This is a genomic window from Rhodococcus sp. 05-339-2, from assembly GCF_002258965.1.
Classification (GTDB): Bacteria; Actinomycetota; Actinomycetes; order Mycobacteriales; family Mycobacteriaceae; genus Rhodococcoides.
In genome coordinates this window covers 42,732-63,979 of record NZ_NOYW01000004.1, presented here as the reverse complement: position 1 = coordinate 63,979, position 21,248 = coordinate 42,732, and the positions used below count along the sequence as shown (strand labels likewise).

At 65.3% G+C, this 21,248-nt stretch carries 22 protein-coding genes; 16 read left to right on the top strand and 6 right to left on the bottom strand.

Going from position 1 to position 21,248, the window contains the following annotated elements; genetic code table 11:
- The first annotated feature begins 27 nt into the window (after positions 1-27).
- Positions 28-921 (top strand): siderophore-interacting protein, encoded by an 894-nt coding sequence (locus CH273_RS01365; protein WP_032395935.1) that lies wholly within the window; start codon positions 28-30, stop codon positions 919-921.
- Positions 922-950: 29 nt separating this feature from the next.
- On the opposite strand, the gene CH273_RS01360 is transcribed toward CH273_RS01365, so the two are convergent.
- On the bottom strand, positions 951-2,159 hold the full coding sequence (locus CH273_RS01360) for an FAD-dependent monooxygenase (protein WP_032395934.1): 1,209 nt from the start codon (positions 2,157-2,159) through the stop codon (positions 951-953).
- A 118-nt stretch (positions 2,160-2,277) separates the two neighbouring features.
- Between CH273_RS01360 and CH273_RS01355 the strand changes: the two genes are divergently transcribed.
- From CH273_RS01355 to CH273_RS01345, 3 genes are read left to right on the top strand one after another with little or no spacing between them, the layout of a single operon-like run.
- On the top strand, positions 2,278-3,321 hold the full coding sequence (locus CH273_RS01355; protein ID WP_045196680.1) for an iron ABC transporter substrate-binding protein: 1,044 nt from the start codon (positions 2,278-2,280) through the stop codon (positions 3,319-3,321).
- A gap of 21 nt (positions 3,322-3,342) precedes the next feature.
- Positions 3,343-4,905, top strand: coding sequence for an ABC transporter permease (locus CH273_RS01350; protein WP_230596832.1), 1,563 nt, complete (start codon positions 3,343-3,345; stop codon positions 4,903-4,905).
- Positions 4,902-5,957, top strand: coding sequence for an ABC transporter ATP-binding protein (locus CH273_RS01345; protein WP_032395933.1), 1,056 nt, complete (start codon positions 4,902-4,904; stop codon positions 5,955-5,957). Before CH273_RS01350 ends, CH273_RS01345 begins: the two co-directional genes overlap by 4 nt.
- A 97-nt stretch (positions 5,958-6,054) precedes the next feature.
- On the opposite strand, the gene CH273_RS01340 is transcribed toward CH273_RS01345, so the two are convergent.
- The gene (locus tag CH273_RS01340) at positions 6,055-7,467 is read right to left on the bottom strand and encodes an MDR family MFS transporter (protein ID WP_032396306.1); all 1,413 of its coding nucleotides are present in this window, start codon (positions 7,465-7,467) and stop codon (positions 6,055-6,057) included.
- A gap of 62 nt (positions 7,468-7,529) precedes the next feature.
- On the opposite strand from CH273_RS01340, the gene CH273_RS01335 reads away from it, so the two are divergent.
- The gene (locus CH273_RS01335; RefSeq protein WP_032396305.1) at positions 7,530-8,414 is read left to right on the top strand and encodes a phosphoribosylaminoimidazolesuccinocarboxamide synthase; all 885 of its coding nucleotides are present in this window, start codon (positions 7,530-7,532) and stop codon (positions 8,412-8,414) included.
- Complete coding sequence (locus CH273_RS01330) at positions 8,411-10,537, top strand: S9 family peptidase (RefSeq protein WP_032395932.1); 2,127 nt, start codon at positions 8,411-8,413, stop codon at positions 10,535-10,537. Before CH273_RS01335 ends, CH273_RS01330 begins: the two co-directional genes overlap by 4 nt.
- A 48-nt stretch (positions 10,538-10,585) precedes the next feature.
- On the opposite strand, the gene CH273_RS01325 is transcribed toward CH273_RS01330, so the two are convergent.
- On the bottom strand, positions 10,586-11,260 hold the full coding sequence (locus tag CH273_RS01325; RefSeq protein WP_032395931.1) for a response regulator: 675 nt from the start codon (positions 11,258-11,260) through the stop codon (positions 10,586-10,588).
- Complete coding sequence (locus tag CH273_RS01320; RefSeq protein WP_230596876.1) at positions 11,257-12,750, bottom strand: sensor histidine kinase; 1,494 nt, start codon at positions 12,748-12,750, stop codon at positions 11,257-11,259. Before CH273_RS01320 ends, CH273_RS01325 begins: the two co-directional genes overlap by 4 nt.
- Before the next feature lie 234 nt (positions 12,751-12,984).
- Between CH273_RS01320 and CH273_RS01315 the strand changes: the two genes are divergently transcribed.
- From CH273_RS01315 to CH273_RS01295, 5 genes are all read left to right on the top strand, one after another.
- Positions 12,985-14,379 (top strand): cation:dicarboxylate symporter family transporter, encoded by a 1,395-nt coding sequence (locus tag CH273_RS01315; RefSeq protein ID WP_032395930.1) that lies wholly within the window; start codon positions 12,985-12,987, stop codon positions 14,377-14,379.
- 128 nt (positions 14,380-14,507) lie between these two features.
- Positions 14,508-15,017, top strand: coding sequence for a glutathione peroxidase (locus CH273_RS01310; RefSeq protein WP_032395929.1), 510 nt, complete (start codon positions 14,508-14,510; stop codon positions 15,015-15,017).
- 55 nt (positions 15,018-15,072) lie between these two features.
- A complete protein-coding gene (locus tag CH273_RS01305) occupies positions 15,073-15,774 on the top strand; it encodes a DUF2334 domain-containing protein (RefSeq protein WP_032395928.1) in 702 nt (233 codons plus the stop codon).
- A 178-nt stretch (positions 15,775-15,952) separates the two neighbouring features.
- Positions 15,953-16,771 (top strand): hydroxyethylthiazole kinase, encoded by an 819-nt coding sequence (gene thiM / locus CH273_RS01300; RefSeq protein ID WP_032395927.1) that lies wholly within the window; start codon positions 15,953-15,955, stop codon positions 16,769-16,771.
- Between the two features lie 192 nt (positions 16,772-16,963).
- Positions 16,964-17,644, top strand: coding sequence for an LppP/LprE family lipoprotein (locus tag CH273_RS01295; protein ID WP_032395926.1), 681 nt, complete (start codon positions 16,964-16,966; stop codon positions 17,642-17,644).
- Here the strand turns inward: CH273_RS01295 and CH273_RS01290 are convergent.
- The gene (locus CH273_RS01290) at positions 17,641-18,279 is read right to left on the bottom strand and encodes an MBL fold metallo-hydrolase (protein ID WP_032395925.1); all 639 of its coding nucleotides are present in this window, start codon (positions 18,277-18,279) and stop codon (positions 17,641-17,643) included. The genes CH273_RS01295 and CH273_RS01290 overlap by 4 nt on opposite strands.
- A 100-nt stretch (positions 18,280-18,379) precedes the next feature.
- On the opposite strand from CH273_RS01290, the gene purS reads away from it, so the two are divergent.
- From purS to CH273_RS27555, 5 genes are read left to right on the top strand one after another with little or no spacing between them, the layout of a single operon-like run.
- Positions 18,380-18,631 (top strand): phosphoribosylformylglycinamidine synthase subunit PurS, encoded by a 252-nt coding sequence (purS, locus tag CH273_RS01285; RefSeq protein WP_032395924.1) that lies wholly within the window; start codon positions 18,380-18,382, stop codon positions 18,629-18,631.
- Positions 18,628-19,305: a phosphoribosylformylglycinamidine synthase subunit PurQ gene (gene purQ / locus CH273_RS01280; RefSeq protein WP_032395923.1), complete on the top strand. Its 678-nt coding sequence runs from the start codon at positions 18,628-18,630 to the stop codon at positions 19,303-19,305. The genes purS and purQ overlap by 4 nt, the downstream gene beginning before the upstream one ends.
- Before the next feature lie 34 nt (positions 19,306-19,339).
- Positions 19,340-19,690 (top strand): VOC family protein, encoded by a 351-nt coding sequence (locus CH273_RS01275; RefSeq protein WP_032395922.1) that lies wholly within the window; start codon positions 19,340-19,342, stop codon positions 19,688-19,690.
- Between the two features lie 7 nt (positions 19,691-19,697).
- A complete protein-coding gene (locus CH273_RS01270) occupies positions 19,698-20,030 on the top strand; it encodes a hypothetical protein (protein WP_032395921.1) in 333 nt (110 codons plus the stop codon).
- Positions 20,027-20,188, top strand: coding sequence for a hypothetical protein (locus CH273_RS27555; RefSeq protein ID WP_155290807.1), 162 nt, complete (start codon positions 20,027-20,029; stop codon positions 20,186-20,188). Before CH273_RS01270 ends, CH273_RS27555 begins: the two co-directional genes overlap by 4 nt.
- Positions 20,189-20,282: 94 nt before the next feature.
- On the opposite strand, the gene CH273_RS01265 is transcribed toward CH273_RS27555, so the two are convergent.
- On the bottom strand, positions 20,283-21,191 hold the full coding sequence (locus CH273_RS01265) for a hypothetical protein (protein ID WP_052049780.1): 909 nt from the start codon (positions 21,189-21,191) through the stop codon (positions 20,283-20,285).
- Positions 21,192-21,248: the final 57 nt, after the last annotated feature.

Here is a 21,248-nt window from a genome sequence, read left to right as displayed (position 1 = left end):
ACGTCGAGATATGTATCGAGGACGAAGATGAGTGAACAACCGCGTGGCTTCCACTACGCCGACGTCGTTGCGGTGGAACGACTCACGGTGCACATGGTGCGTGTGACCTTCGGCGGCGAGCACGTCGCCGGCTACCGCACGCTCGGGGTGCCCGACGAATGCGTCGGAGTCTATTTCCCCAGGGCAGGCGAGGTGATCCCGCCGCCGATGACCGAGGTCGACGGTCTCTGGTGGTTCCACGGTCTCGACGACGCTCCCGAAGGTCGCAACTACACCATTCGCCGCCTCGACGAGGAGCGCGGTGAGCTGACCATCGACTTCTTCGCACACGAGGGCGGTGTCGCATCGACCTGGGCCCAGCAGGCCGCCCCGGGGCAGACGGTGCTCTTCACCCGCCCCCGCTCCTGGTATTCACCGCCCGCCGACGTCGAATGGCTGCTGTTGGTCGCGGACATGACCGGGTTACCTGCGCTCGGTCGTCTCGTCGAGCAGTTGCCCGCCGGAACGCGTGCGCACGCGATCGTCGAGGTGCTCGAGCGCGGCGACATCCAATCCTTAGAGACCCCCGCCGACGTGACGTTCGATTGGCGTATCGGATCCGGAAACGGCGACAGCGCAAGCGTTCTCGACGACGCGGTGTTGGCGTACCCATTGCCCGAGGGACGTGGCTACGTGTGGTTCGCCGGCGAGGCGTCGTCCTCGCGTCGGGTGCGCAAGTACTTCCGCAAGGAATTGGGCTACGACATCGCGTATTTCGACATCATCGGGTACTGGCGCGCCGACTCCGAGAAGTGGCTCGAGAAGTACAAGCAGTATCAGGAGGAGGCGCTGGCGGTGTACAACGGCGTCATCGAATCCGGCCGCTCGGAGCAGGAAGCCAGCGAGGCATTCGATGCGCTGCTCGAACGTGTCGGACTGTAGGTGAGCAGAACTTCGTAGCAGGGGTCGAATTACCGCTCACGTGGGGCTGCGTCGAACTCGTAATCCGGCAGCTCGAGCGTCGCCGCGTCGGGACCGAGGAACTTGCTGGTCACGGCCTGTACAGGCTTGGATCCGGCCAGGCGAAGTACGGTGCGGAATGCAGCGACTCCTGCCGAGGTCTTCGGATGCGCGACGCGAGGCACGCCGGGTGGGAGTTTTTGCGCCTGCTCGACGAACGGACGCATACGCGCCTCGAAGGCCTCGAATCCGGCGCGATGATCATTCGCCCGCGCGAGCTCGCCCGCGAGCACGTACGCGCCGGTGACCGACAACGTTGTTCCCATGCCGCTCAACGGCGTTGCGCACCAGGCGGCATCGCCGAGCATGCCGATTCTGCCGTCGGACCAGCGCGGGGCCTTCACCTGCGCCAGGTAGTCGACGTACAGTTCCGAGTCCGGTCCCAGCGAGTCCAGGATCCGGGGCACTTCCCAACCGACATCGGCGAATGTCGAACGCAGGGCGGCGATGACGCGTTCGGTGGACGCCCCCTCGTAGCCGCTGTCGTCGGACACCCAGGACAGGCTGAATCGCGTCGTGCCGAGGTTGTCCGGTCGTAGATTCGCCACGCGAGATCCGGGGGCGTTGTACCAGCGCCACCAGCCGTCGTCGCTCGGTCCCGTCGGCAGTACGCCGTAGGCGGTGTACAGGCCGACGGGTGTGGTCTCGGCCTCCCCGGAGAACACCAGTTCCCTGCTGCTGGAACGTATTCCGTCGGCGAAGAGAACGAGGTCGAACCTTTCCGCTGCGCCCGTTGCGAATGTCACATCGACTCCGTCGGCATCCTGGACCACGCCGACGACGCGATCGCCGTAGCGATACTCGGTCCGTGGTCCGGCGGACTCGACGAGGATCCGTGCGAACTCGCCGCGCAGAATCTCCAACTCCGCCGTCGGCCCGTCATGGGTTCCGTCGCCGGCCGGGAAGGCCGCGATGGTGGCGTCGGCGTCGTCGACGAATCGGGTGCCCTTCTCGGTGGTGCCGTTCGCGAGGAGGGTCGCGTCCAGGCCCATGCGCTGCAGCACCTTGCGGCCGGAGCCGCGAACGTCGATGTTCTGGCCGCCGAGTCGCAGTTGCGGTGAGCGTTCGAGGACGGTGACCTCGAAGCCGGCTCGGTCCAGCCAGAACGCCACGGTGGGACCGGCGATGCTGGCACCGGTGACGAGAACACGAGAAGTCATGGGGCGCGCATGCCCGGGCGGCCGGTCGTTCAATCCCGGAGGGAAAGTAGCTGAGCCTCACCTTTGTGGTGTACTTTCATCGAATTGTCTTCAATGTCCCGTTTTCGTCAGGAGAACCGTGTTCACCGTTCGCCGTCTGGCGCTGCTCTCGATCAGCGCAACCCTCGCCCTCGGTCTCGTCGCATGCAGCTCGGACGGCTCGTCCGACGACGGCACGTCCACCTCCGAGTCCGCCTCCGCTGAGTCTGCCCTCGTGGTCTACTCCGGCCGCGGTGAAGAGCTCGTCGACCCCCTGATCGAGCGCATCGGCGGCGGTATCGAGGTCGATTACTCCGGCAACACCAACGCCCAGGCCGCAAAGATCCTCGAAGAGGGCGACGCGACCCCGGCGGACGTCTTCTACGGACAGGACGCAGGAGCACTCGGTGCCCTCGACGAGGCGGGCGCTCTCGCACCGCTGCCCGAGGACATCCTCTCCCTCGTCCCCGAGCAGTACCGCGGTGCCGACGGCACCTGGGTCGCCACCTCCGCGCGGGCTCGTGTGCTGGCCTACAACTCCGATTCGGTGCAGGCAGCCGACCTGCCCACCGGCATCGACGGACTGCTCGACCCACGCTGGCGCGGACAAATCGGCTACGCACCGACCAACGCCTCGTTCCAGGCCTTCGTCACCGCCCTGCGCGTGCAGCGCGGCGAGGACGGCGCCCGCACCTGGCTCGAGGGATTCGTCGCCAACGAGCCCGTCGCCTTCGAGGGCAACGGCCCGCTGCTGACCGCCGTCAACGACGGACAGGTGGCCACCGGTCTGCTCAACCACTACTACTGGTACCCCTTCAAGGACGAGAACGGCGACGACGCCCCGGTCGAGCTGCACTACTTCGAGCCCGGCGACCCGGGCGCGCTGATCAACGTCGCCGGTGCGGGTGTGCTGGCTGCTTCGGACAACCAGGAAGCAGCCTTCGATTTCGTGCGCGAGTTGCTCTCGACCGAATCGCAGACGTACTTCGCCAACGAGACCGCCGAATATCCCGTCATCGACGGAGTCACCTCCGACTACGACCTGCCGCCGCTGTCGGAGCTGGGCTCGACCGATCTCGATCTGGGTCGTCTCTCGTCCCTCGAGGCCACTCAGACCCTGCTGACCGACGTCGGAATCATCTAGGCAATCCTCGGTTCCGGGCTCGTGTCTGCACTCCAGCCGCTTCGGCGGCACCACTTCGGCGGTCGTCCCGTTCTCGGGACGGCCGCGTTGTGCGTGGGAGCGCTGACGCTGACACCGCTGGTGTATCTGTTCGTCCGAGCGTTCGACGGCGGCACCGAGAAGGTCCTGGGGCTGCTGTTGCGGCAACGCACACTCGACCTCGCCGTCCGCACGGCAACACTGACGCTCACCGTGCTCGTTGCATCGGTCGTGGTCGGGACGCTGCTGGCGTGGTTGACCGTACGGACCGATCTACCGGGGCGACGCTTCTTCGCGATGGTGCTCGCCGCCCCGCTGGCCATCCCGTCGTACGTGTCCGGATATCTGTGGATCGCCGAGTTCCCCTCGTTGGCAGGCTTTTCCGGCGCAGCCCTGGTCCTCACGCTGTCCTGTTTCCCGCTGGTGATGCTGCCGGTGTCCGCGGCCTTCGCCACTGCGGACCCGTCGTTGGCCGAGGTCTCGCGCACCCTCGGTCGAGGCGCTGTGCGCACGGCGCTGACCGTCGAGTGCCGTCGCGTCGTTCCGGCCGCGGCGGCGGGTGCGCTGCTGGTCGCGCTCTACACCATCAGTGACTTCGGGGCGGTGGCTCTGATGCGATACGACGCCTTCACGCTCGGCATCTACAGTGCGTACCGCGGGGGACTCGATCGCACCGCGGCGGCTGTTCTCGGATTGGTCCTCGTGGTGGGCGCGTTGGTGCTCACCCTCCTCGAACGGCGTGCCCGACGCGGTGCCACGGCGAGGGTGGGATCGGGAACCGACCGGATGGCCGAGCCTGTGGTTCTGGGCCGGTGGCGCGTGCCTGCTCTGGCCGTTGTCGTTGCAGCCCTATGTGTTTCGGTGCTGGTACCGATTCTGGCCCTGGCGCGGTGGCTGAGCCGATCGTTGCGCTTCACCGTCGACTGGGTGGACGTGCTGGCCGTCACGGCCAAGACCGTCCAGTACTCCGCGACCGCCGCGGTGGTGGTGGCCGTGCTCGCGTTGCCGGTCGCGCTGTTCGCGGCCCGATCCACGTCGAGGGCCGCCCGCGGTGCCGAATTGTCCACCTACATCGCGCACGGACTACCGGGTATCACCGTCGGGCTCGCCACGGTCTTTCTCGGAATCAGGTTCCTGCCGTCGTTCTACCAGACGGCGGTGCTGCTGGTGCTGGCATACGTGGTGTTGTTCCTGCCGTTGGCCGTCGGCAGTACGAGAGCGGTCGTCGACGCCACTCCCGTTGTCCTCGAGGATGTCTCACGGACCCTGGGCGCGGGCCGGCTGCACACCGACCTTCGAGTGACGATTCCGATCGCGGCTCCCGGCATCGCCGCCGGGGCCGCTCTGGTGTTCCTGACCGTCGCCAAGGAGCTACCGGCGACGCTGATGCTGCGCCCTCGGGGAGTCGACACGCTCGCGACCACGCTGTGGTCCACCACCGAGGCGTTCCGATACGGCGAGGCGGCTCCCTACGCCCTGGCCCTGATCCTGATCTCGGTGGTCCCGACCGTCGTACTGACACGGGCGCTGGGGCGCACGACGCGGAAGCGAGTAGCACTGCCATGAGCATGGTGATTTCCGGACTCGTTGCCTCGTACGGCAGTACGACCGTGCTGCACGGGATCGACCTCGACCTCGGCGACGGCGAGATGCTTGCCGTTCTCGGCCCCTCCGGCTGCGGCAAGACGACGCTGTTGCGATCCATTGCGGGACTGCACCGCATCGACGCGGGCCGGATCACCTCGGACGGGCGGGACATCTCGGTGGCGGGGCAGATTCAGGTGCCACCGGAGAAGCGGGGAATAGGCCTGATGCCGCAGGAAGGTGGACTCTTCCCACACCTGACGGTACGAAGAAACATCGAATTCGGTTTGCGTGCAGGGTTTCTGCGACCCCATCTGTCCGGTCGCGCTGAGCGCACGCGGCGGGTCGACGAGATGCTCGAGCTCGTCGGACTGCCCGACGCCGGTGGGGTCAGACCCAGCGAGCTCTCGGGCGGCCAACAGCAGCGCATCGCGTTGGCGCGGGCGCTCGCGCCTGCTCCGTCGGTGGTGCTGATGGACGAGCCGTTCGCCGCCCTCGACGCGGGGCTACGTACCTCGATCAGGCAGGACGTGCGAGAGTTGTTGCAGTCCAGCAAGACCGCGTCGATCCTGGTCACCCACGACCGCGCCGAGGCACTCGGAACTGCCGATCGGGTCGCCGTGCTGCTGGGTGGTCGCTGCGCCCAGATCGACACCCCGCGTGAGGTGTACGAGCGACCCGCCACACCCGCGATCGCGCGCTTCGTGGGCGACGCCTACTTCGTCGACGCTGCGGCCCACGGCGGCCACGTCGACACCGTCCTCGGGCGTCTCGAATCCACAACCCGAGAGACGGGAAACGGACAGGCGTTGCTTCGGCCCGAGCAGCTGCTGGTCTCGGAGTTCGACGACGGCGCATTCGTCGTCGAACACGAGCTCTTCACCGGCCCCGAATCCTCGGTCACCCTGCGGCACAGCGCCACCGGGCTGCGGCTTCGAGCCATCGCCCGGACCGGCGACCGACTCGCCCCCGGCACCGCCGTCGACGTCACGGTGACATCGCCGGTGCACTGGTTCGAGGGTTCGGCGGACTAGTTTTCGCAGACGCACCGGCACGACCGGCCGTGCCCGGCACGATCACGCGCCGGACCGACGAAACGAGGGCCATGCCGACAAGCAACCGAAAGGGACGCTATCGGGTCGGCTCCGCTCCACGCTTGGGCATGAACAGTGCCGCGACGGCCATCACCGCCGCCGCCGCCAGGACACCGAGAAAGACCGGATGGATGGCGTCGGACAGTTGTTCGGGGCTCGGGTCGGCGGAGATCCGTGAGTTGACGATGGCACCGAACACCGCGACTCCGACTGCGCTGCCGATGGAGCGGGCGAACATGTTGGTCGAGGTGGCGACGCCGCGCTCGGACCATTCAACGCTCGACTGAGCGGCGATGAGGGTGGGGCTGGCGATCAGACCCATACCGAGGCCGATGACGAAGCACACCGCGCCCACCTGCCACACCTGTGAACCGGCACCGAGGCCGGTGGCGAATGCCGCTCCGACGACCGCGATGGAGGCACCGATGAGCGCCGTGGTGCGGAAGCCGAACCGCAGGTACACCCGCCCGGAGAGCGATGCCGCGATGGGCCAGCCGAGTGTGAGGGTGGACAGGGCGAATCCGGCGACGATCGCGCCGGTGCCGAGCACGCCCTGCACGAAAGTCGGAACGTAGGACGTCAGGCCGAGAATCAAAGCCCCGACGAGCAGCGAGATGGAACTGCTGACCACCAGCACCCGACGGGTGAACACCCACAGCGGCAGGATCGGCTCCTCGACTTTGGTCTGCACCACTGCGAACGCGGCCAGCAAGGAGAATCCGGCGACGAAGATGGCGATGCTGACGGGGGAGTTCCAGGCCCAGGACTGTCCGCCCTCGAGCAGCCCGAGCAGCACCATCGCTGCGCCCACCGTCAGCAGGCCTGCACCGAGGTAGTCGATCTTGGGCTTGGTGCGTTCCACGGCTCCCTCGTCGAACTTGCGCCACAGCATCACCGCGGCCAGCGCGCACAGCGGAATGTTGACGAAGAAGATCCAACGCCACGTCAGGAACTCGGAGAAGATACCGCCGAGCGCCGGGCCGAGTACCGAGGACATCGCCCATACGCTGGCGAGGTAGCCCTGCACCTTGGCGCGCTCGGCCAGGGTGTAGATGTCGCCGGCGATGGTGATGGCCATCGGCTGCACGGCACCCGCGCCGAGACCCTGGACAGCACGGAAAGCGATCAGGGCGGGCATGCTCCAGGCCAAGCCACACAGGACCGAGCCGAGTAGAAACACCGCGATGCCGAACAGCATGATCTTCTTGCGGCCGAACAGGTCGGCCAGTTTGCCGTACAGCGGCACCGATACCGCCTGCGCCAGAAGATAGATGGAGAACAGCCACGGAAACTGAGTGAACCCGCCCAGGTCGTCGACGATGGACAGCACCGCCGTGGCGATGATGGTCGAGTCGAGAGCGACCAGAGACGTGCTGAGCATCAGCGCAACCAGTATCGGTCCTCGTTCGGAGCGGAATCCGACATCCGATGTCGTGTTGTTCGTTGCCACAGCTACCAGTCTGATGCCTGCCGGCACCCCCGCGGCCACCGGCCCAGATAGTGTTGAACACCGTGCGACCATCACTGAGTAGCTACGAGCATCTGGCCGGCGGCAAGGTCCGCGATCTGTACACGATCGACGACGCGCATCTGCTGCTCGTCGCGAGCGACCGAATCTCGGCCTACGACCACATCCTCGACACCCCGATCCCGGACAAGGGACGCGTGCTGACGGCGATGAGCGTGTTCTTCTTCGAGGAGCTCGGCGGCGTCAACCACCTGGCCGGCGATCCGCTCGACGAACGCATTCCCGCCGAACTGCTCGGCCGTGCCCTCGTGGTGAAGAAGCTGAACATGGTGCCGATCGAATGCGTCGCGCGTGGGTACCTCACCGGATCCGGGTTGGCGGACTACAACGCGACCGGAGCCGTGTGCGGCGTGCAGCTTCCCCCCGGGCTCGTGGAATCCAGCAAACTCGACCAGGCGATCTTCACGCCCGCGTCGAAGGCCGAGATCGGCGACCACGACGAGAACATCACCTTCGACCAGGCCGTCGAGCAGGTCGGTGCCGAACTCGCGTTCAAGCTGCGTGAGGACACCATCGAGATCTACACGCGCGCAGCCAACTTCGCTCTGGAACGCGGAATCATTCTGGCCGACACCAAGTTCGAGTTCGGTACCGACGCCGAAGGCAACCTGGTCCTCGCCGACGAGGTTCTCACCCCTGATTCCTCACGCTACTGGCCTGCCGATTCGTACCAGGAAGGCCGCGTCCAGCCCAGCTTCGACAAGCAGTTCGTCCGCGACTGGTTGACGGGCGAATCCGGCTGGGATCGCAGCTCCGACACTCCACCGCCACCGTTGCCGGACGACATCGTCGCCGCAACCCGCAGCCGCTACATCGAGGCCTACGAGCGCATCTCGGGTCTGAACTTCGACGATTGGGTCACGCCATGACGATCACCCCTCCCGTTGCCAAGAAGGTGCCGCACGAGCGCACCCATCACGGGGACACGTTCATCGACAACTACGAGTGGTTGCGCGCCAAGGACGATCCCGAGGTGATCGCCCACCTCGAAGCCGAGAACGCCTACACCGAGCAGCAGACGGCCGGCCTCGAATCACTGCGAGGAAAGATCTTCGACGAGATCAAGTCGCGAACCCAGGAGACCGACCTGTCCGTGCCCACGCGCATGGGGCAGTGGTGGTACTACTCGCGCACCGTCGAGGGACAGTCCTACGGACTCCAATGCCGTTGTCCCGTCGACTCTCCCGACGACTGGACCCCGCCCACCCTGTCGTCCGACGTGGACGTCCCCGGTGAGCAGATCCTGCTCGATGCCAACGAAGAGGCGAAGGGACACGACTTCTTCTCCCTCGGCGCGTTCTCGATCAGCCTCGACGGCACGCTGCTGGCCTATTCGACCGACACCGAGGGCGACGAGCGCTACACACTGCGTTTCAAGAACCTCGAGACCGGCGAGCTGCTCGCCGACACCATCGAGAACGTCGCGCCCGGGGCCACCTGGACGGCCGACGCCACCCACGTGTTCTACCTGACGGTCGACGAATCCTGGCGTCCCGACACCGTCTGGCGGCACACCCTCGGCAAGTCCGAGGACGTCGAGGTCTTCCACGAGCCCGACGAAAGTTACTGGGTCGGATTCGGTTCCACCCGCAGCGAGAAGTACCTGATGATCTGGGTCGGCTCGAAGATCACCTCCGAGTGCCTGGTGCTGGAATCCACCGATCCCGAGGGCGAGTTCCGCGTCGTACTGCCCCGCACGGACGGCGTCGAATACAGCATCGAGCACGCCGTCGTGGCCGGTGAGGATCGATTCCTCATCACCCACAACGGCTCGGTGAACGGTTGGGGCACCGAGGGGGAGAAGGCCGAGAACTTCCTGCTCGCCGAGGCTCCGGTCTCGGACCCACTCGATCAGCGCACGCTGGTTCCGCATCGCGATGACGTCCGCGTCGAGGACATCGATGCGTTCGCCGGCCACCTGATCTTCACGTACCGACGAGAAGCCTTGACGCGCATGGCGATCTGGCCGCTGACCGACGAGGGGTACGGAGAGTACCGCGAGCTCGAGTTCGACGAGGAGCTCTACTCCGTCGGCGCAGGTTCGAACCCGGAATGGGATCAGCCGCTGCTGCGGATGGTGTACACCTCGTTCATCACCCCCGGCCAGGTCTACGACCTCGACATCGCCAGTGGCGAACTGCTGCTCCGCAAATCACAGCCGGTTCTGGGCAAGTTCGATGCCGGTGACTACGTGCAGCACCGAGAGTGGGCCACTGCGCCGGACGGAACTCAGGTTCCGCTGTCGGTCATCGCGCGCAAGGATGTCCCCGAGGGGCCGGCTCCCACGTTGCTCTACGGCTACGGATCGTACGAGGCGTCGATGGACCCGTCGTTCTCGGTCGCCCGGTTGTCGTTGCTCGACCGCGGCATCGTGTTCGTCGTCGCACACGTACGCGGCGGCGGCGAGATGGGTCGGCACTGGTACGACAACGGCAAGACGCTGAAGAAGAAGAACACCTTCACCGACTTCATCGCTGCCGCACAGCATCTCATCGACACCGGGCGCACCTCACCGAAGCATCTGGTCGCCGACGGCGGCAGCGCAGGCGGACTGCTCATGGGAGCGGTGGCGAACATGGCACCGGAGCTGTTCAACGGCATCCTCGCCAACGTTCCGTTCGTCGATCCGCTCACCTCCATCCTCGACCCGTCACTTCCGCTGACGGTCATCGAATGGGACGAATGGGGAAACCCGTTGGCCGACAAGGAGGTGTACGAGTACATGAAGTCCTACAGCCCCTACGAGAACGTCGAGGCCAAGGACTACCCGTCGATCCTGGCGATCACGTCCATCAACGACACTCGCGTCCTCTACGTCGAACCCGCCAAATGGGTTGCGGCTCTGCGAGCGACGAAGACCGGTGACTCGGACCTGCTGCTCAAGACCGAAATGAGCGCCGGACACGGAGGAGTCAGCGGACGCTACGAGAAGTGGAAAGAAGCGGCTTTCGAGTACGCGTGGATTGTGAGCGCCTCCGGCGCACGTGCATAGAAATTCGTAGCCTGCTACGAATTTCCGCTCACATGCGGCGCAGCCGCTCTAACGCCACACGTAGCGGACCTGCGGTCGCCCGGCCTTGCCGTATTCGGTGTGCCGGGTGACCAGTCCGTCGTCGGCGAGGCGCTCGAGATATCGCCACGCCGTCACTCGGGACACTCCGACGACCTTGGCGGCCTCGGAGGCGTTCAGTCCGTCGGCCGCTTCCTTTATGCTCGCGGTGATGCCGTCCATCGTCTGCGGGGCGATGCCCTTGGGTGTCGAGACGCGTTCGTCGGCCGTCCGCAGATGCGCCATCGCGCGGTCGATGTCGCGTTGACTCGACGCGTTCTCTCCGGCAGGCAACGCGGCATGGAATTCGCGATAGCGCTCGAGCTTGTCGCGGAACGCGGCGAACGTGAACGGCTTGAGCAGATACAGCACGATGCCGTGTGCCACGGCGGAGCGCACCACCGACAGATCCCGTTCGGAGGTGATGGCGATGACGTCGGGACTCGGGCGTAGACCGCCGAGCGCCGCCGCCACGTCGATGCCGCTCGCGTCGGGCAGACCGATGTCGAGCAACACCAGATCGACGGCCTCGGTGCTGGCGAAGCGCATGGCCGACGCTCCGGTGTGCGCCACCCCGGCCACCTCGAAGCCCGGGGTTCGCTCGACGTACGTCTTGTGCGCTTCGGCGATCAGCGGTTCGTCGTCGACGATCAGGACGCGGATCACGAGAGCGATCCCGGGATGGTGGCGACCATGACCGATCCGTACGTCACTTCCGAGGTCAGGGTGCCGCGATGGCGACCGATCACCTGAGTCACCAGGGCGAGGCCGAGACCGCGTGAGCCGGACTTGGTCGAGTAGCCGCGCCGCAGAGCAGCTTTGAGCGTCTCCGGCGGCATTCCGGGACCGCTGTCGGCGACTCGGACGACGAGTTCACCATCGGCGTCACGGACCGTCACTTCGACCCACGGCTGGTCGGATTCTTTCGAGGCATCGATGGCATTGTCTATCAGATTGCCTACCAGCGTGACCAATTCACGTGCAGTGAGCACACCCTCGTGCTCCATGGCCGTGTCGTCGGTGATCGTCAGCTCCACGCCCTGCTCGGCGGCCTGACTGACCTTGCCCAGCAGCAGTGCAGCGAGTGCAGGTTCGCTGACCGCGTTCATCAGGCGATCGATGAGAGCCTGCGAGAGTTCCAGATCGGCCGTCGCGAATTCGACTGCCTCCTCGGGTCGGCCGAGCTCGACCATGGTGATGACGGTGTGCAGCCTGTTCGCCGACTCGTGAGCCTGCGAACGCAGCGACTCCGCGAAACTGCGCACCGAGTCCAATTCACCCATTAACGAACGCAATTCGGTCTGATCTCGAATCGTCAGCACATTGCCCAGGCGTCGGCCCTCCCACATCACCGGATCCTGATTGACCACGAGCACACGGTCCTTCGTCAGATGCAGTTCACCGCGCACGATGCCGGTGTCCATCTGCTGCATGGACTCCGGCAACGAGCCGAACGAGACAGGGCCCTCGGGCAGATCGAGGAGGCGTCGGGCCTCGTCGTTGACCAACTCCGCCTCGTCACCCCGGCCGAACACCAGCAAGCCTTCACCGATGGAGTGCAGAACGGCGTCGTGATGCTCGTACATCGTGCGCAGCTCCGCAGGAGCCATCCCCAGTGTCTGACGCCGGAGCCGGCGGCTGAGCAGCGTCGATCCGGCGGCGGCGACGACGAAGGCGGCGAGAACGACCCCGACGATGAGGGGTAGACCCTGGAAGAACTGGTCGCTGATCTTGGCCCTGGTCACGCCCGCCGAGACGAGGCCGACGATCTCGCCGGAGGAATCGGTGACCGGCGTGACCGAGCGGATCGACGGGCCGAGAGAACCCACGTACGTCTCGGTGAACGTCTCACCCTGCAACGCGCGATCGATGTTGCCGCTGAACGGCTTACCGATCAGGTCGACGGTCGTGTGGGTGAAACGGGTCCGATCCGGGGCCATGACCACGATGAAATCGACACCCGTGACCTGACGGATCTTCTCGGTTTCCGGCTGCAGCCGAGACGTCGGATCGTCGGACTCGATCGCAATGGGCGTCGACGGTTCGTTGGCGATACTGACCGCGATCGCCGTGACTTCGCGTCGGGTCGCGTCGTCGCTGTTGGACCGCTCGTTGAGCACCGTCAGGATGCCGCCGGCGAACACGACGACCGCCATGACGACGAGCTGGAGCACCAACACCTGGCCGGCGACGCTCAGTGGGCGCTTCGAGGACAACGCAATCCTTTCGTGCAATACATCGAACGTGAACGAAATGAACGTATAGGTGACTCCTGTCACCCGGTGCAGCAACATCATCTCTCAGCAGGGGTGATCCACCTCACTCCACTCCCAGTAGTCACGAAGTCAGCAGTTCGACTCGCGCTTCACCGGAACCCAGAAGGAACATTCATGACAACCATCGATGCGGAGCGGTTCGACAATCCGCCCACCGAGCCCAAGAAGAAGCGCGACAAGACTCACTGGCTCTACATCGCCGTGATCATCGCCGTCGTCGCCGGCGTCATCGTAGGACTGACCGCCAAGGACTTCGCCGTCGAGCTCGCGGTCCTCGGCACGCTCTTCGTCAGCCTGATCAAGATGATGATCAGCCCGGTCATCTTCTGCACCATCGTCCTCGGTATCGGATCGGTTCGAGCGGCAGCCAGCGTCGGCCGAGTCGGTGGCCTTGCCCTGGCCTACTTCATCACGATGTCGACCATCGCCCTCGGTATCGGCATGGTCGTCGGCAACCTGATTCAGCCCGGCGAGGGACTCAATATCGTGCCCGGCGGTGGCGATGAGTACGCCAAAACCGCAGAGGGTGCAGGCGGAACCATGGACTTCATCGCCGGCATCATCCCGGAGAGCTTGCTGTCGTCGCTGACCGCCGGATCCGTCCTGCAGACGCTGTTCGTCGCCATCCTCGTCGGCTTCGCGCTGCAGGCCATGGGCAAGAGCGGCGAGGGCATCCTCAAGGGCATCGGTTCGGTGCAGAAGCTCGTCTTCCGCATCCTGACCATGATCCTGTGGCTCGCCCCGATCGGTGCCTTCGGAGCCATTGCCGGTGTTGTCGGCAAGACCGGGTTCGACGCCGTCATCCAGCTCGGCACCCTGATGCTCGCCTTCTACATCACCTGCTTCATCTTTGTCTTCTTCTTCCTCGGACTGATCCTGCGCTTCGTCTCCGGCTTCTCGATCTTCAAGCTGGTCAAGTACCTGGCCCGTGAGTACCTGCTCATCGTCGCCACGTCGTCCTCCGAGTCGGCCCTGCCGCGTCTGATCGCCAAGATGGAGCACGTCGGAGTCGAGCGCACCACCGTCGGCATCGTCGTCCCCACCGGATACTCGTTCAACCTCGACGGCACCGCGATCTACCTGACGATGGCCTCGATCTTCATCGCCGACGCCATGAACATGCCGCTCTCGATCGGCGAGCAGTTCTCGCTGCTGCTCTTCATGATCATCGCCTCCAAGGGCGCAGCCGGCGTCTCCGGAGCCGGTCTGGCCACGCTGGCCGGTGGCTTGCAGAGCCATCGCCCCGAACTGCTCGACGGAGTCGGCCTGATCGTCGGAATCGACCGCTTCATGTCCGAGGCCCGTGCGCTGACGAACTTCTCGGGTAACGCCGTCGCCACCCTGCTGGTCGGCACCTGGACCAAGACCATCGACAAGGACCGGGTCAACACGGTGCTCGACGGCGGCCTTCCGTTCGACGAGGAGACCATGGTCGACGACCACCTCCCCGAGGACGACCGGCCTGCAGACAAGCAGGTCATCATCGAAAAGCACGCCGCCAAGGCGTAGTGCCTGCCGGGCGCCGCGCATCCCCCCGTCGCCCGGTTCGGAAAACCGAGAACGACCCCGCCACCAGCGGGGTCGTTCTTGTTTTCCACGTCGGTTCCCGTTCTCGGCGTACTCACAGGTAAGTTCGGATGATGACTGAAGTTCAGAACATCGGCATCAACACGCTGGGCGGTGCGCCCACCTCGCTCGACGAGTACGCCGGACGGGCCGTGCTCGTGGTCAATGTCGCGTCCAAGTGTGGACTGACCCCGCAGTACGAAAAGCTCGAGAAGCTCGCCAACGATTACTCCTCTCGTGGCCTGTCGGTCGTCGGAGTGCCCTGCAACCAGTTCGGTGGCCAGGAGCCCGGCACGGCAGAAGAGATCGAAACCTTCTGCTCCACCACCTACGGCATCACGTTCGCGATGACCGAGAAGGTCGACGTCAACGGTGACAATCAGCACCCGTTGTACGCCGAACTGACCAAGACCGAAGACGCCGAAGGCAAGGCCGGAGACGTCCAGTGGAACTTCGAGAAGTTCCTGATCTCGCCCGACGGCGTCGTCACCAACCGTTTCCGTCCGCGCACCGAGCCGGACGCCCCCGAGGTGCTCGCAGCGATCGACAAGATCCTGCCGAAGGAAACGATGACCGTTTAGCTTCTGTCTGCATCGACTTCGAGCCTCGTTCACGCTGGTGTGCGAGGCTCGAGTCATGTCTGGACGTCTGATCGTGTCGGTGAGCGGTATCAAGAACGACACCTACGAGCACGCCGCCGAGTTCGCGCGGATCCTCGACGGACGAGGCGTTCCGCTCTCACTGCTCGTCGCGCCTCGGTTGAAGGACAAATACCGTCTCGCAGCGGACGTGCCCACCCAGGAATGGTTGCGGGCGCGACGCGACGGCGGCGACGCGATCGTTCTGCACGGCTACGACCAGGCCGCGACGAAGCGTCGACGCTCCGAGTTCTCCGCACTGCCGCGTCACGAAGCCCGACTTCGACTGATGGCCGCCGACCGCGTCATGGAACAGACCGGCCTGCGCACCCGGGTGTTCGCCGCTCCCCGCTGGATCGCTTCACCCGGTGCCGTGGAAGCACTGCCCGACGCGGGATTCCGAACGTTGGCTGCGCTCAACGGTATTCACGACCTCCACCGGGACGGTGTCGTCCGCGCCCGAGTCTGGGGAATCGGCGAAGGATTCAAAGCCGAACCCTGGTGGTTCAAAGCACTGGTACTCGGCGCAGGCCGCACCGCCCGCCGCGACGGAGTGGTACGCCTGGCCATCAGTGCCAAGCAACTCGGACGGCCCGGACCGCGCCAGGCAATCCTGGACGCCATCGACCTCTCCCTGCACCACGGAGCCGAGGCCGGGGTCTACGAATGGACCCCACGCACCAAATCCCGCGTGGCCTAGCGGACCGTTTCGCTCGCTTCGCTCGCTCTCGCGTCAATGGACCATTGCACTCCCCAGACGTATGCAATGCGACATTCACGCGCACGGGGTTGTGGCGTGAATGGCACTTTGCAGCGCTCAGACGTATGCAATGGTCCATTGACGCGAACGGGGTGGGCGCGGTCGTAGACTCGCAACAATGAGTGTCTCGACTGTGACCCTGGACGACATCGTCGCCGCGCATCGTATTCTGCGCGATCGCAATCCGCTGGTGCAGTGTCTGACCAACACCGTGTCGGTTCAGTTCGTCGCGAATGCACTCCTGGCCGCGGGTGCCGCTCCGGCGATGGTGGACAACCCAGAGGAGGCGGCCGGTTTTGCGGAGATCGCCGACGCGGTCCTGGTCAATCTCGGAACTCCGACGGCGGCGCAGGTGGAAAGTTCTCGGCTGGCGTCGGCCGCGGCGAGGGCAGCGGGGAAGCCGTGGGTACTCGATCCGGTGGGAGCAGGCGGTCTGCCGTGGCGAACCCAGGTGGCCGTGGAGCTGCTTGCCAACCGGCCCAGCGTCATTCGCGCAAATGCATCGGAAGTCATGGGACTGGCGGGCGCTGACGGCGGATCGCGCGGGGTGGATTCGTCTGCAGCCGTAGCAGATTCGGTCGAAGCGGCCCGGTCGCTGCTCGATCGAGTGGACGTGGTGGCTGCATCAGGGGAGATCGATCACATCCTCGGTCCCGGCGGCCTGGTGAAGGTGGGCGGCGGAAGTGCACTGCTGCAGCGAGTTACGGCTACCGGGTGTGCGCTCGGTGCACTGACGGCTGCCTACTGCTCGGTGTCACCGAATGCGCTGATCGGTGCCGTCGCGGCGCACGCGCATGTCGCGGTGGCGTCGGAGATCGCGGCCCGGTCGACGTCGCGGCCGGGATCCTTCGCTGCCGCGTTCCTCGACGGACTCGACACGGTGGACGAGTCGGCAATTCGTCAATTGGTTCGGCTCGACATCGGCTGGCCTGAATGACGCGCGCTCCAATGTGCACCTGGCGTTCCACTGTGCCGCAGTATCCGCGGGAATGTCGCGAAATGTGCGCGTAGTGGTGCGAAAAATGCAGATCGCTGCGAAGGTAACGCCCTCTTGACCGAAACGTGATGTAACGGAACATGTTTGCGGGCGGCCATACCTGGCGTCGGGCAAATCGAACCAGGTGGTCTCATGAAGCGAATTCTCCTCGTCATCCTCACTGCTCTCAGCCTTGTCGCGTGCGGAAACTCGGACGAACCGAGCGCAGCGCCGGTCACTGCTGCCCCCACCACGGCGTTCACCTCGAGCGCTCAGGCCCCGGCCACCCAGCCACAGGCCCAGCAGGACGAGGGCCGGCCGATCGTCGACGCCGGGGGCGCAGAGCCGAACGGTCCGGTCGACTCGAACACCGAGGAACTACCGGAGAACAACTCCCTGCCCGACGGCGAACAGCATGCACCGGGCTCGGAGTACCCCATCTGCCTGGGGCTGGACTCCACGAGGGTGGTCGACGCGGTCGCGTCGTTGCCGGAGTACTTCCCGGGCGAGCCGTGGATCGCAACGAAAATCGGTGACGCCTGCGCGCCGTTCACCTGGGTGCGAGCCGACACCGGCGGGACCGTGTCGTCTCCGACGCACCTTCTCTTCTTCGCAGGTCACAACTACGACTACCTGGGCACAGCGACGCTCGAGCCCACCGCGTTCACCTCAGTGGTGGGCCAGACCGCCGACACCGTCACCGTGAACTACCGCTGGCCTCTCGCGAACGACGCCAACGCGAATCCGACCGGCGGCCCGGTGACGATCGACTATCGGTGGGACGGGACGCAAGTGACCATGATCGGGACCCTCCCGCCCGAGGTCACGGGCTAGATCGAGACGGAGGATTCCTCGGGTAGCTCGCGGATTTCGGCGTCGGACATCTCCTTGAAGCGGCCGTAATAGATGCCGCTGGCCTGCTCCGCAACCACGGCCTGGTGAATGGGGAAGGCCATCCGCGGCGCCACCGCACGCAGGAATTCGACGGTTTCGGACAGCTTCGACCAGGGCGCTGCCGCAGGAAGTGCGAGCACGTCGACCTGTTGTTCTGGAACGAACAGCGAGTCGCCCGGATGGAAGAGCTGGCCGGGGTTCTCCGGGGTGCCGAGCAGGTAGCCGGTGTTGTCGATTTCGGGCAGCTCGGGATGGATGACGGCGTGCGTGCCGCCGACGCCGGTAACCGTGATGCCGCCGACGGTGAAGGCCTTGCCTGCGGGAGCTGCCGCCCATTTGCCGCCGAGCTGGCCTGCGGTCATCGGATCGGCGTGCAGTGCCGCTCGCGGATTCGCCTCGACGAGCGCGGGAAGCCGTTGCAGATCAACGTGATCCGGATGCTGATGGGTGACGAGGATCGCGTCGAGTCCGGTGATGCCCTCGAACCCGTGAGAGAACGTGCCGGGATCGAACAACACGGTGGTGCCGTTGAGTTCGACGAGAACGCAGGAATGTCCGAAGTGTGTCAGCCGCATGGACTCCACAGTAAGCGCGGTTTCGCGCCTCCCGCCAGGGCTGCGTAGACTCCCACCTGCCGGTAACTGTCTTGCTGTACGTATTTCAAGGAGCGCTTTCGTGGCCCGAGTCGTTGTCGATGTCATGCCCAAGGCCGAGATTCTCGATCCGCAGGGTCAGGCGATCGCAGGAGCGCTCGGCCGTCTGGGGATCTCCGGCGTGTCCGACGTCCGCCAGGGCAAGCGCTTCGAGCTCGAGGTCGACGACACCGTCGACGACGCTGAACTCGAGAAGATCGCAGAATCACTGCTGGCCAACACCGTGATCGAGGACTGGACGGTCACTCGCGTCTCGGTGGAGCCCGCCGCATGAGCGCCCGCGTAGGGGTCATCACGTTTCCCGGGACCCTCGACGACGTCGACGCCTCGCGCGCCGTCACCCTCGCCGGTGGCGAGGCCGTCAGTCTGTGGCATGCCGATGCGGATCTGAAGAACGTCGACGCCATCGTCGTCCCCGGCGGATTCTCGTACGGCGACTACCTCCGGGCCGGTGCAATCGCTCGCTTCGCCCCCGTGATGGAGTCCGTCGTGAAGGCCGCCGAGGGTGGCATGCCGGTTCTCGGTATCTGCAACGGCTTTCAGGTGCTCTGCGAAGTCGGCCTGCTCCCCGGCGCGCTGACCCGCAACGAAGGCCTGCACTTCGTCTGCCGCGATCAGTGGCTGAAGGTGGAGAACACCGACACCGCATGGTCGTCGCGGTACGAGCCCGGTGCCGAGATCCTGATCCCGGTCAAGAATGCCGAGGGCCGGTTCCAGGCACCGCAGAACGTGCTCGACGAGCTCGAGGGCGAGGGTCGCGTCGTGTTCCGCTACAGCGGCACCAACCCGAACGGATCGCAGCGGGGGATCGCAGGAATATCCTCGGCCAACGGTCGGGTCGTCGGTTTGATGCCGCACCCCGAGCACGCCACCGAGCCGTTGACCGGACCGAGCGACGACGGCCTGGGGATCTTCTACTCGGCACTGGACACGATCGTCAACGCCTGAGTTTCGTGTCGGTGGTCGCGGATACTGTGCCGACATGACACTGACCTTGGGCATGATCACGTTCGACACAACCGATCCGGAACCGCTCGCACACTGGTGGGCGGCACAAGTGGACGGAACGATCGTGGAAGAGAACGACGGCTGGTTCTACGTCGTCGAACTCGCTGCGGCCCCGTACCGAATGGCGTTTCAGAAGGTCGACGACCCGACGCCGGGCAAGAATCGCGTCCACCTCGACATGACCACCCTTGACCTCGACGGCGAGGTTGCGCGGCTGGTCGAGGCGGGTGCAGGCGAAGTTGCGCAGCACACCATGGGCGACTTTCGCTGGGTGACGCTGAGCGACCCCGACGGCAACGTGTTCTGCGTGTCCGGGTCGCACTGAGCAGCGAATGCCGGCCCAGGCATGGGTGACTCTGGTGGTGGGCGTCCTCGCCGTCGTCGGAGTCGCTCTCACCATTCGTCAGCGCACCGTCGCCGACAAACGAGCGCAGGCATGGCAGCGGATCACCTGGTGCCTCGACCACACAGTCAGCACGGACGACGCCGAAGCTGCCCTGGGGTGGGACATCTACGGGGCGGTCACAGATTCGCCACTCATAACCAGAACAGAACAGGACGTTCTCGTTGCCGTCGCCGATCGCGCCCTCCGACGCGCACTGGCGGAACCCTCTGAATGCGAGGACACTGACAATCGAGTCGATGAACTGGAGGAACCGCGATGACCACCGCCGAGGAACGCAAGATCAAAGCTGGGCGTCCGGAAGTCGCCGCGGCCGCGGCTCGCGCATCGATCGCAATCCGTGAACGCAACGGGCGTGAGGTACCTCAGTGGATTCGCGACGCCGCAGCGGGACGACCCACCGTCCCGCCGCCCGAATAGCGCGCGTCCTATCGGGACACGAGCGCCCAGCATTCCGTCTCTGGAATGCGGGGCGTTCGTCGTGAATGCCAGGCGTTCGGACCGTCGAACACAGTCATGCCGCACACTCTCGCAGCTCGGTCACAGTCGAGGCGAAGATGCCGGCGGGTTCGATCGAGACCCCGTCGAACACCTGGCAGTACTCGCCGTCTCGCCAGAAGAACACCGAGCGCGACAGTGGGCTCGGTGTGTCGCGCGAGAACACGTCGGCCAGTTCGGCGAGCTCGGCTGCTGCCGCGAGCGCCACGTCGGCGTTGCGCGGCCGGTGAAAAACGAACTCGTAGGCATTGGGAACCACGAACAATACGCCGTACAGACATTCGCCGAGGTGCGCGGAGATCAGCGTGGTCATATCGGCAACCTTCGACGCGAGGTAGATCGAATCACCGCTGAGGACCTCGATGTCGATGCTGTTTCTGCTGAGAATTCGGCCGTCCTCGAACTTCAGCGCTGCGGTGTTCCTTCGTCCGGCTGCCCAGGCGGCGTTCAGGTCTCGGCCGACGAGATGCCGATCTGCCAGTGTCACAGCGCGATTCGGAGAAGACAGGTTCAGCACCCGTCGCGGTGCGCCCGGCACGTCGAGTAGTGGGACGGAATACTCGTACTCGCACTCACCCATAGCCGCCAGGGCTGACGGAGCGATGACGCGCTCGCGCAGCCTCGAGTGGAATTCGTCGTCCGACAATCCGGTGAAGAACGTGGGATCCGCCTCGCGCATCGTCTCGATCATGAGGTCGACATGGCCGGCGATGATGCCGTCCCACGCCGATCGACTCACCCCGGAGCATCGGGCGAACACATTGTTCAGTGACATGCGAACGCCCGAGCCCACCGCCAAAGTCGTCGCGTCCTCGCGGTGAACCACCACCCCGCGCTTGCGAAATGCTTCGATCGTCTTCATTCGCACGATGGCGAATGTGGTCGCGTGAACTGCGCCGTAGTCGGGCAAAGAATGAAATTTCATGACGTCGTCCCCCCGGTCGGTGTGTGCTCTCGAGGTGTTCGACGCGGCGGCTGCCAC

Bases quoted from the DNA above. Each gene is read 5' to 3' on its own strand.
- thiM (WP_032395927.1), top strand. From the start codon at position 15,953: ATGAGTGTCTCGACTGTGACCCTGGACGACATCGTCGCCGCGCATCGT.
- CH273_RS01270 (WP_032395921.1), top strand. From the start codon at position 19,698: ATGCCGGCCCAGGCATGGGTGACTCTGGTGGTGGGCGTCCTCGCCGTC.
- CH273_RS01275 (WP_032395922.1), top strand. From the start codon at position 19,340: ATGACACTGACCTTGGGCATGATCACGTTCGACACAACCGATCCGGAA.
- CH273_RS01345 (WP_032395933.1), top strand. From the start codon at position 4,902: ATGAGCATGGTGATTTCCGGACTCGTTGCCTCGTACGGCAGTACGACC.
- CH273_RS01365 (WP_032395935.1), top strand. From the start codon at position 28: ATGAGTGAACAACCGCGTGGCTTCCACTACGCCGACGTCGTTGCGGTG.
- CH273_RS27555 (WP_155290807.1), top strand. From the start codon at position 20,027: ATGACCACCGCCGAGGAACGCAAGATCAAAGCTGGGCGTCCGGAAGTC.
- CH273_RS01310 (WP_032395929.1), top strand. From the start codon at position 14,508: ATGATGACTGAAGTTCAGAACATCGGCATCAACACGCTGGGCGGTGCG.
- CH273_RS01290 (WP_032395925.1), bottom strand. From the start codon at position 18,279: ATGCGGCTGACACACTTCGGACATTCCTGCGTTCTCGTCGAACTCAAC.
- CH273_RS01320 (WP_230596876.1), bottom strand. From the start codon at position 12,750: ATGGCGGTCGTCGTGTTCGCCGGCGGCATCCTGACGGTGCTCAACGAG.
- CH273_RS01315 (WP_032395930.1), top strand. From the start codon at position 12,985: ATGACAACCATCGATGCGGAGCGGTTCGACAATCCGCCCACCGAGCCC.
- CH273_RS01265 (WP_052049780.1), bottom strand. From the start codon at position 21,191: ATGAAATTTCATTCTTTGCCCGACTACGGCGCAGTTCACGCGACCACA.
- CH273_RS01305 (WP_032395928.1), top strand. From the start codon at position 15,073: ATGTCTGGACGTCTGATCGTGTCGGTGAGCGGTATCAAGAACGACACC.
- CH273_RS01295 (WP_032395926.1), top strand. From the start codon at position 16,964: ATGAAGCGAATTCTCCTCGTCATCCTCACTGCTCTCAGCCTTGTCGCG.
- CH273_RS01330 (WP_032395932.1), top strand. From the start codon at position 8,411: ATGACGATCACCCCTCCCGTTGCCAAGAAGGTGCCGCACGAGCGCACC.
- purQ (WP_032395923.1), top strand. From the start codon at position 18,628: ATGAGCGCCCGCGTAGGGGTCATCACGTTTCCCGGGACCCTCGACGAC.
- CH273_RS01360 (WP_032395934.1), bottom strand. From the start codon at position 2,159: ATGACTTCTCGTGTTCTCGTCACCGGTGCCAGCATCGCCGGTCCCACC.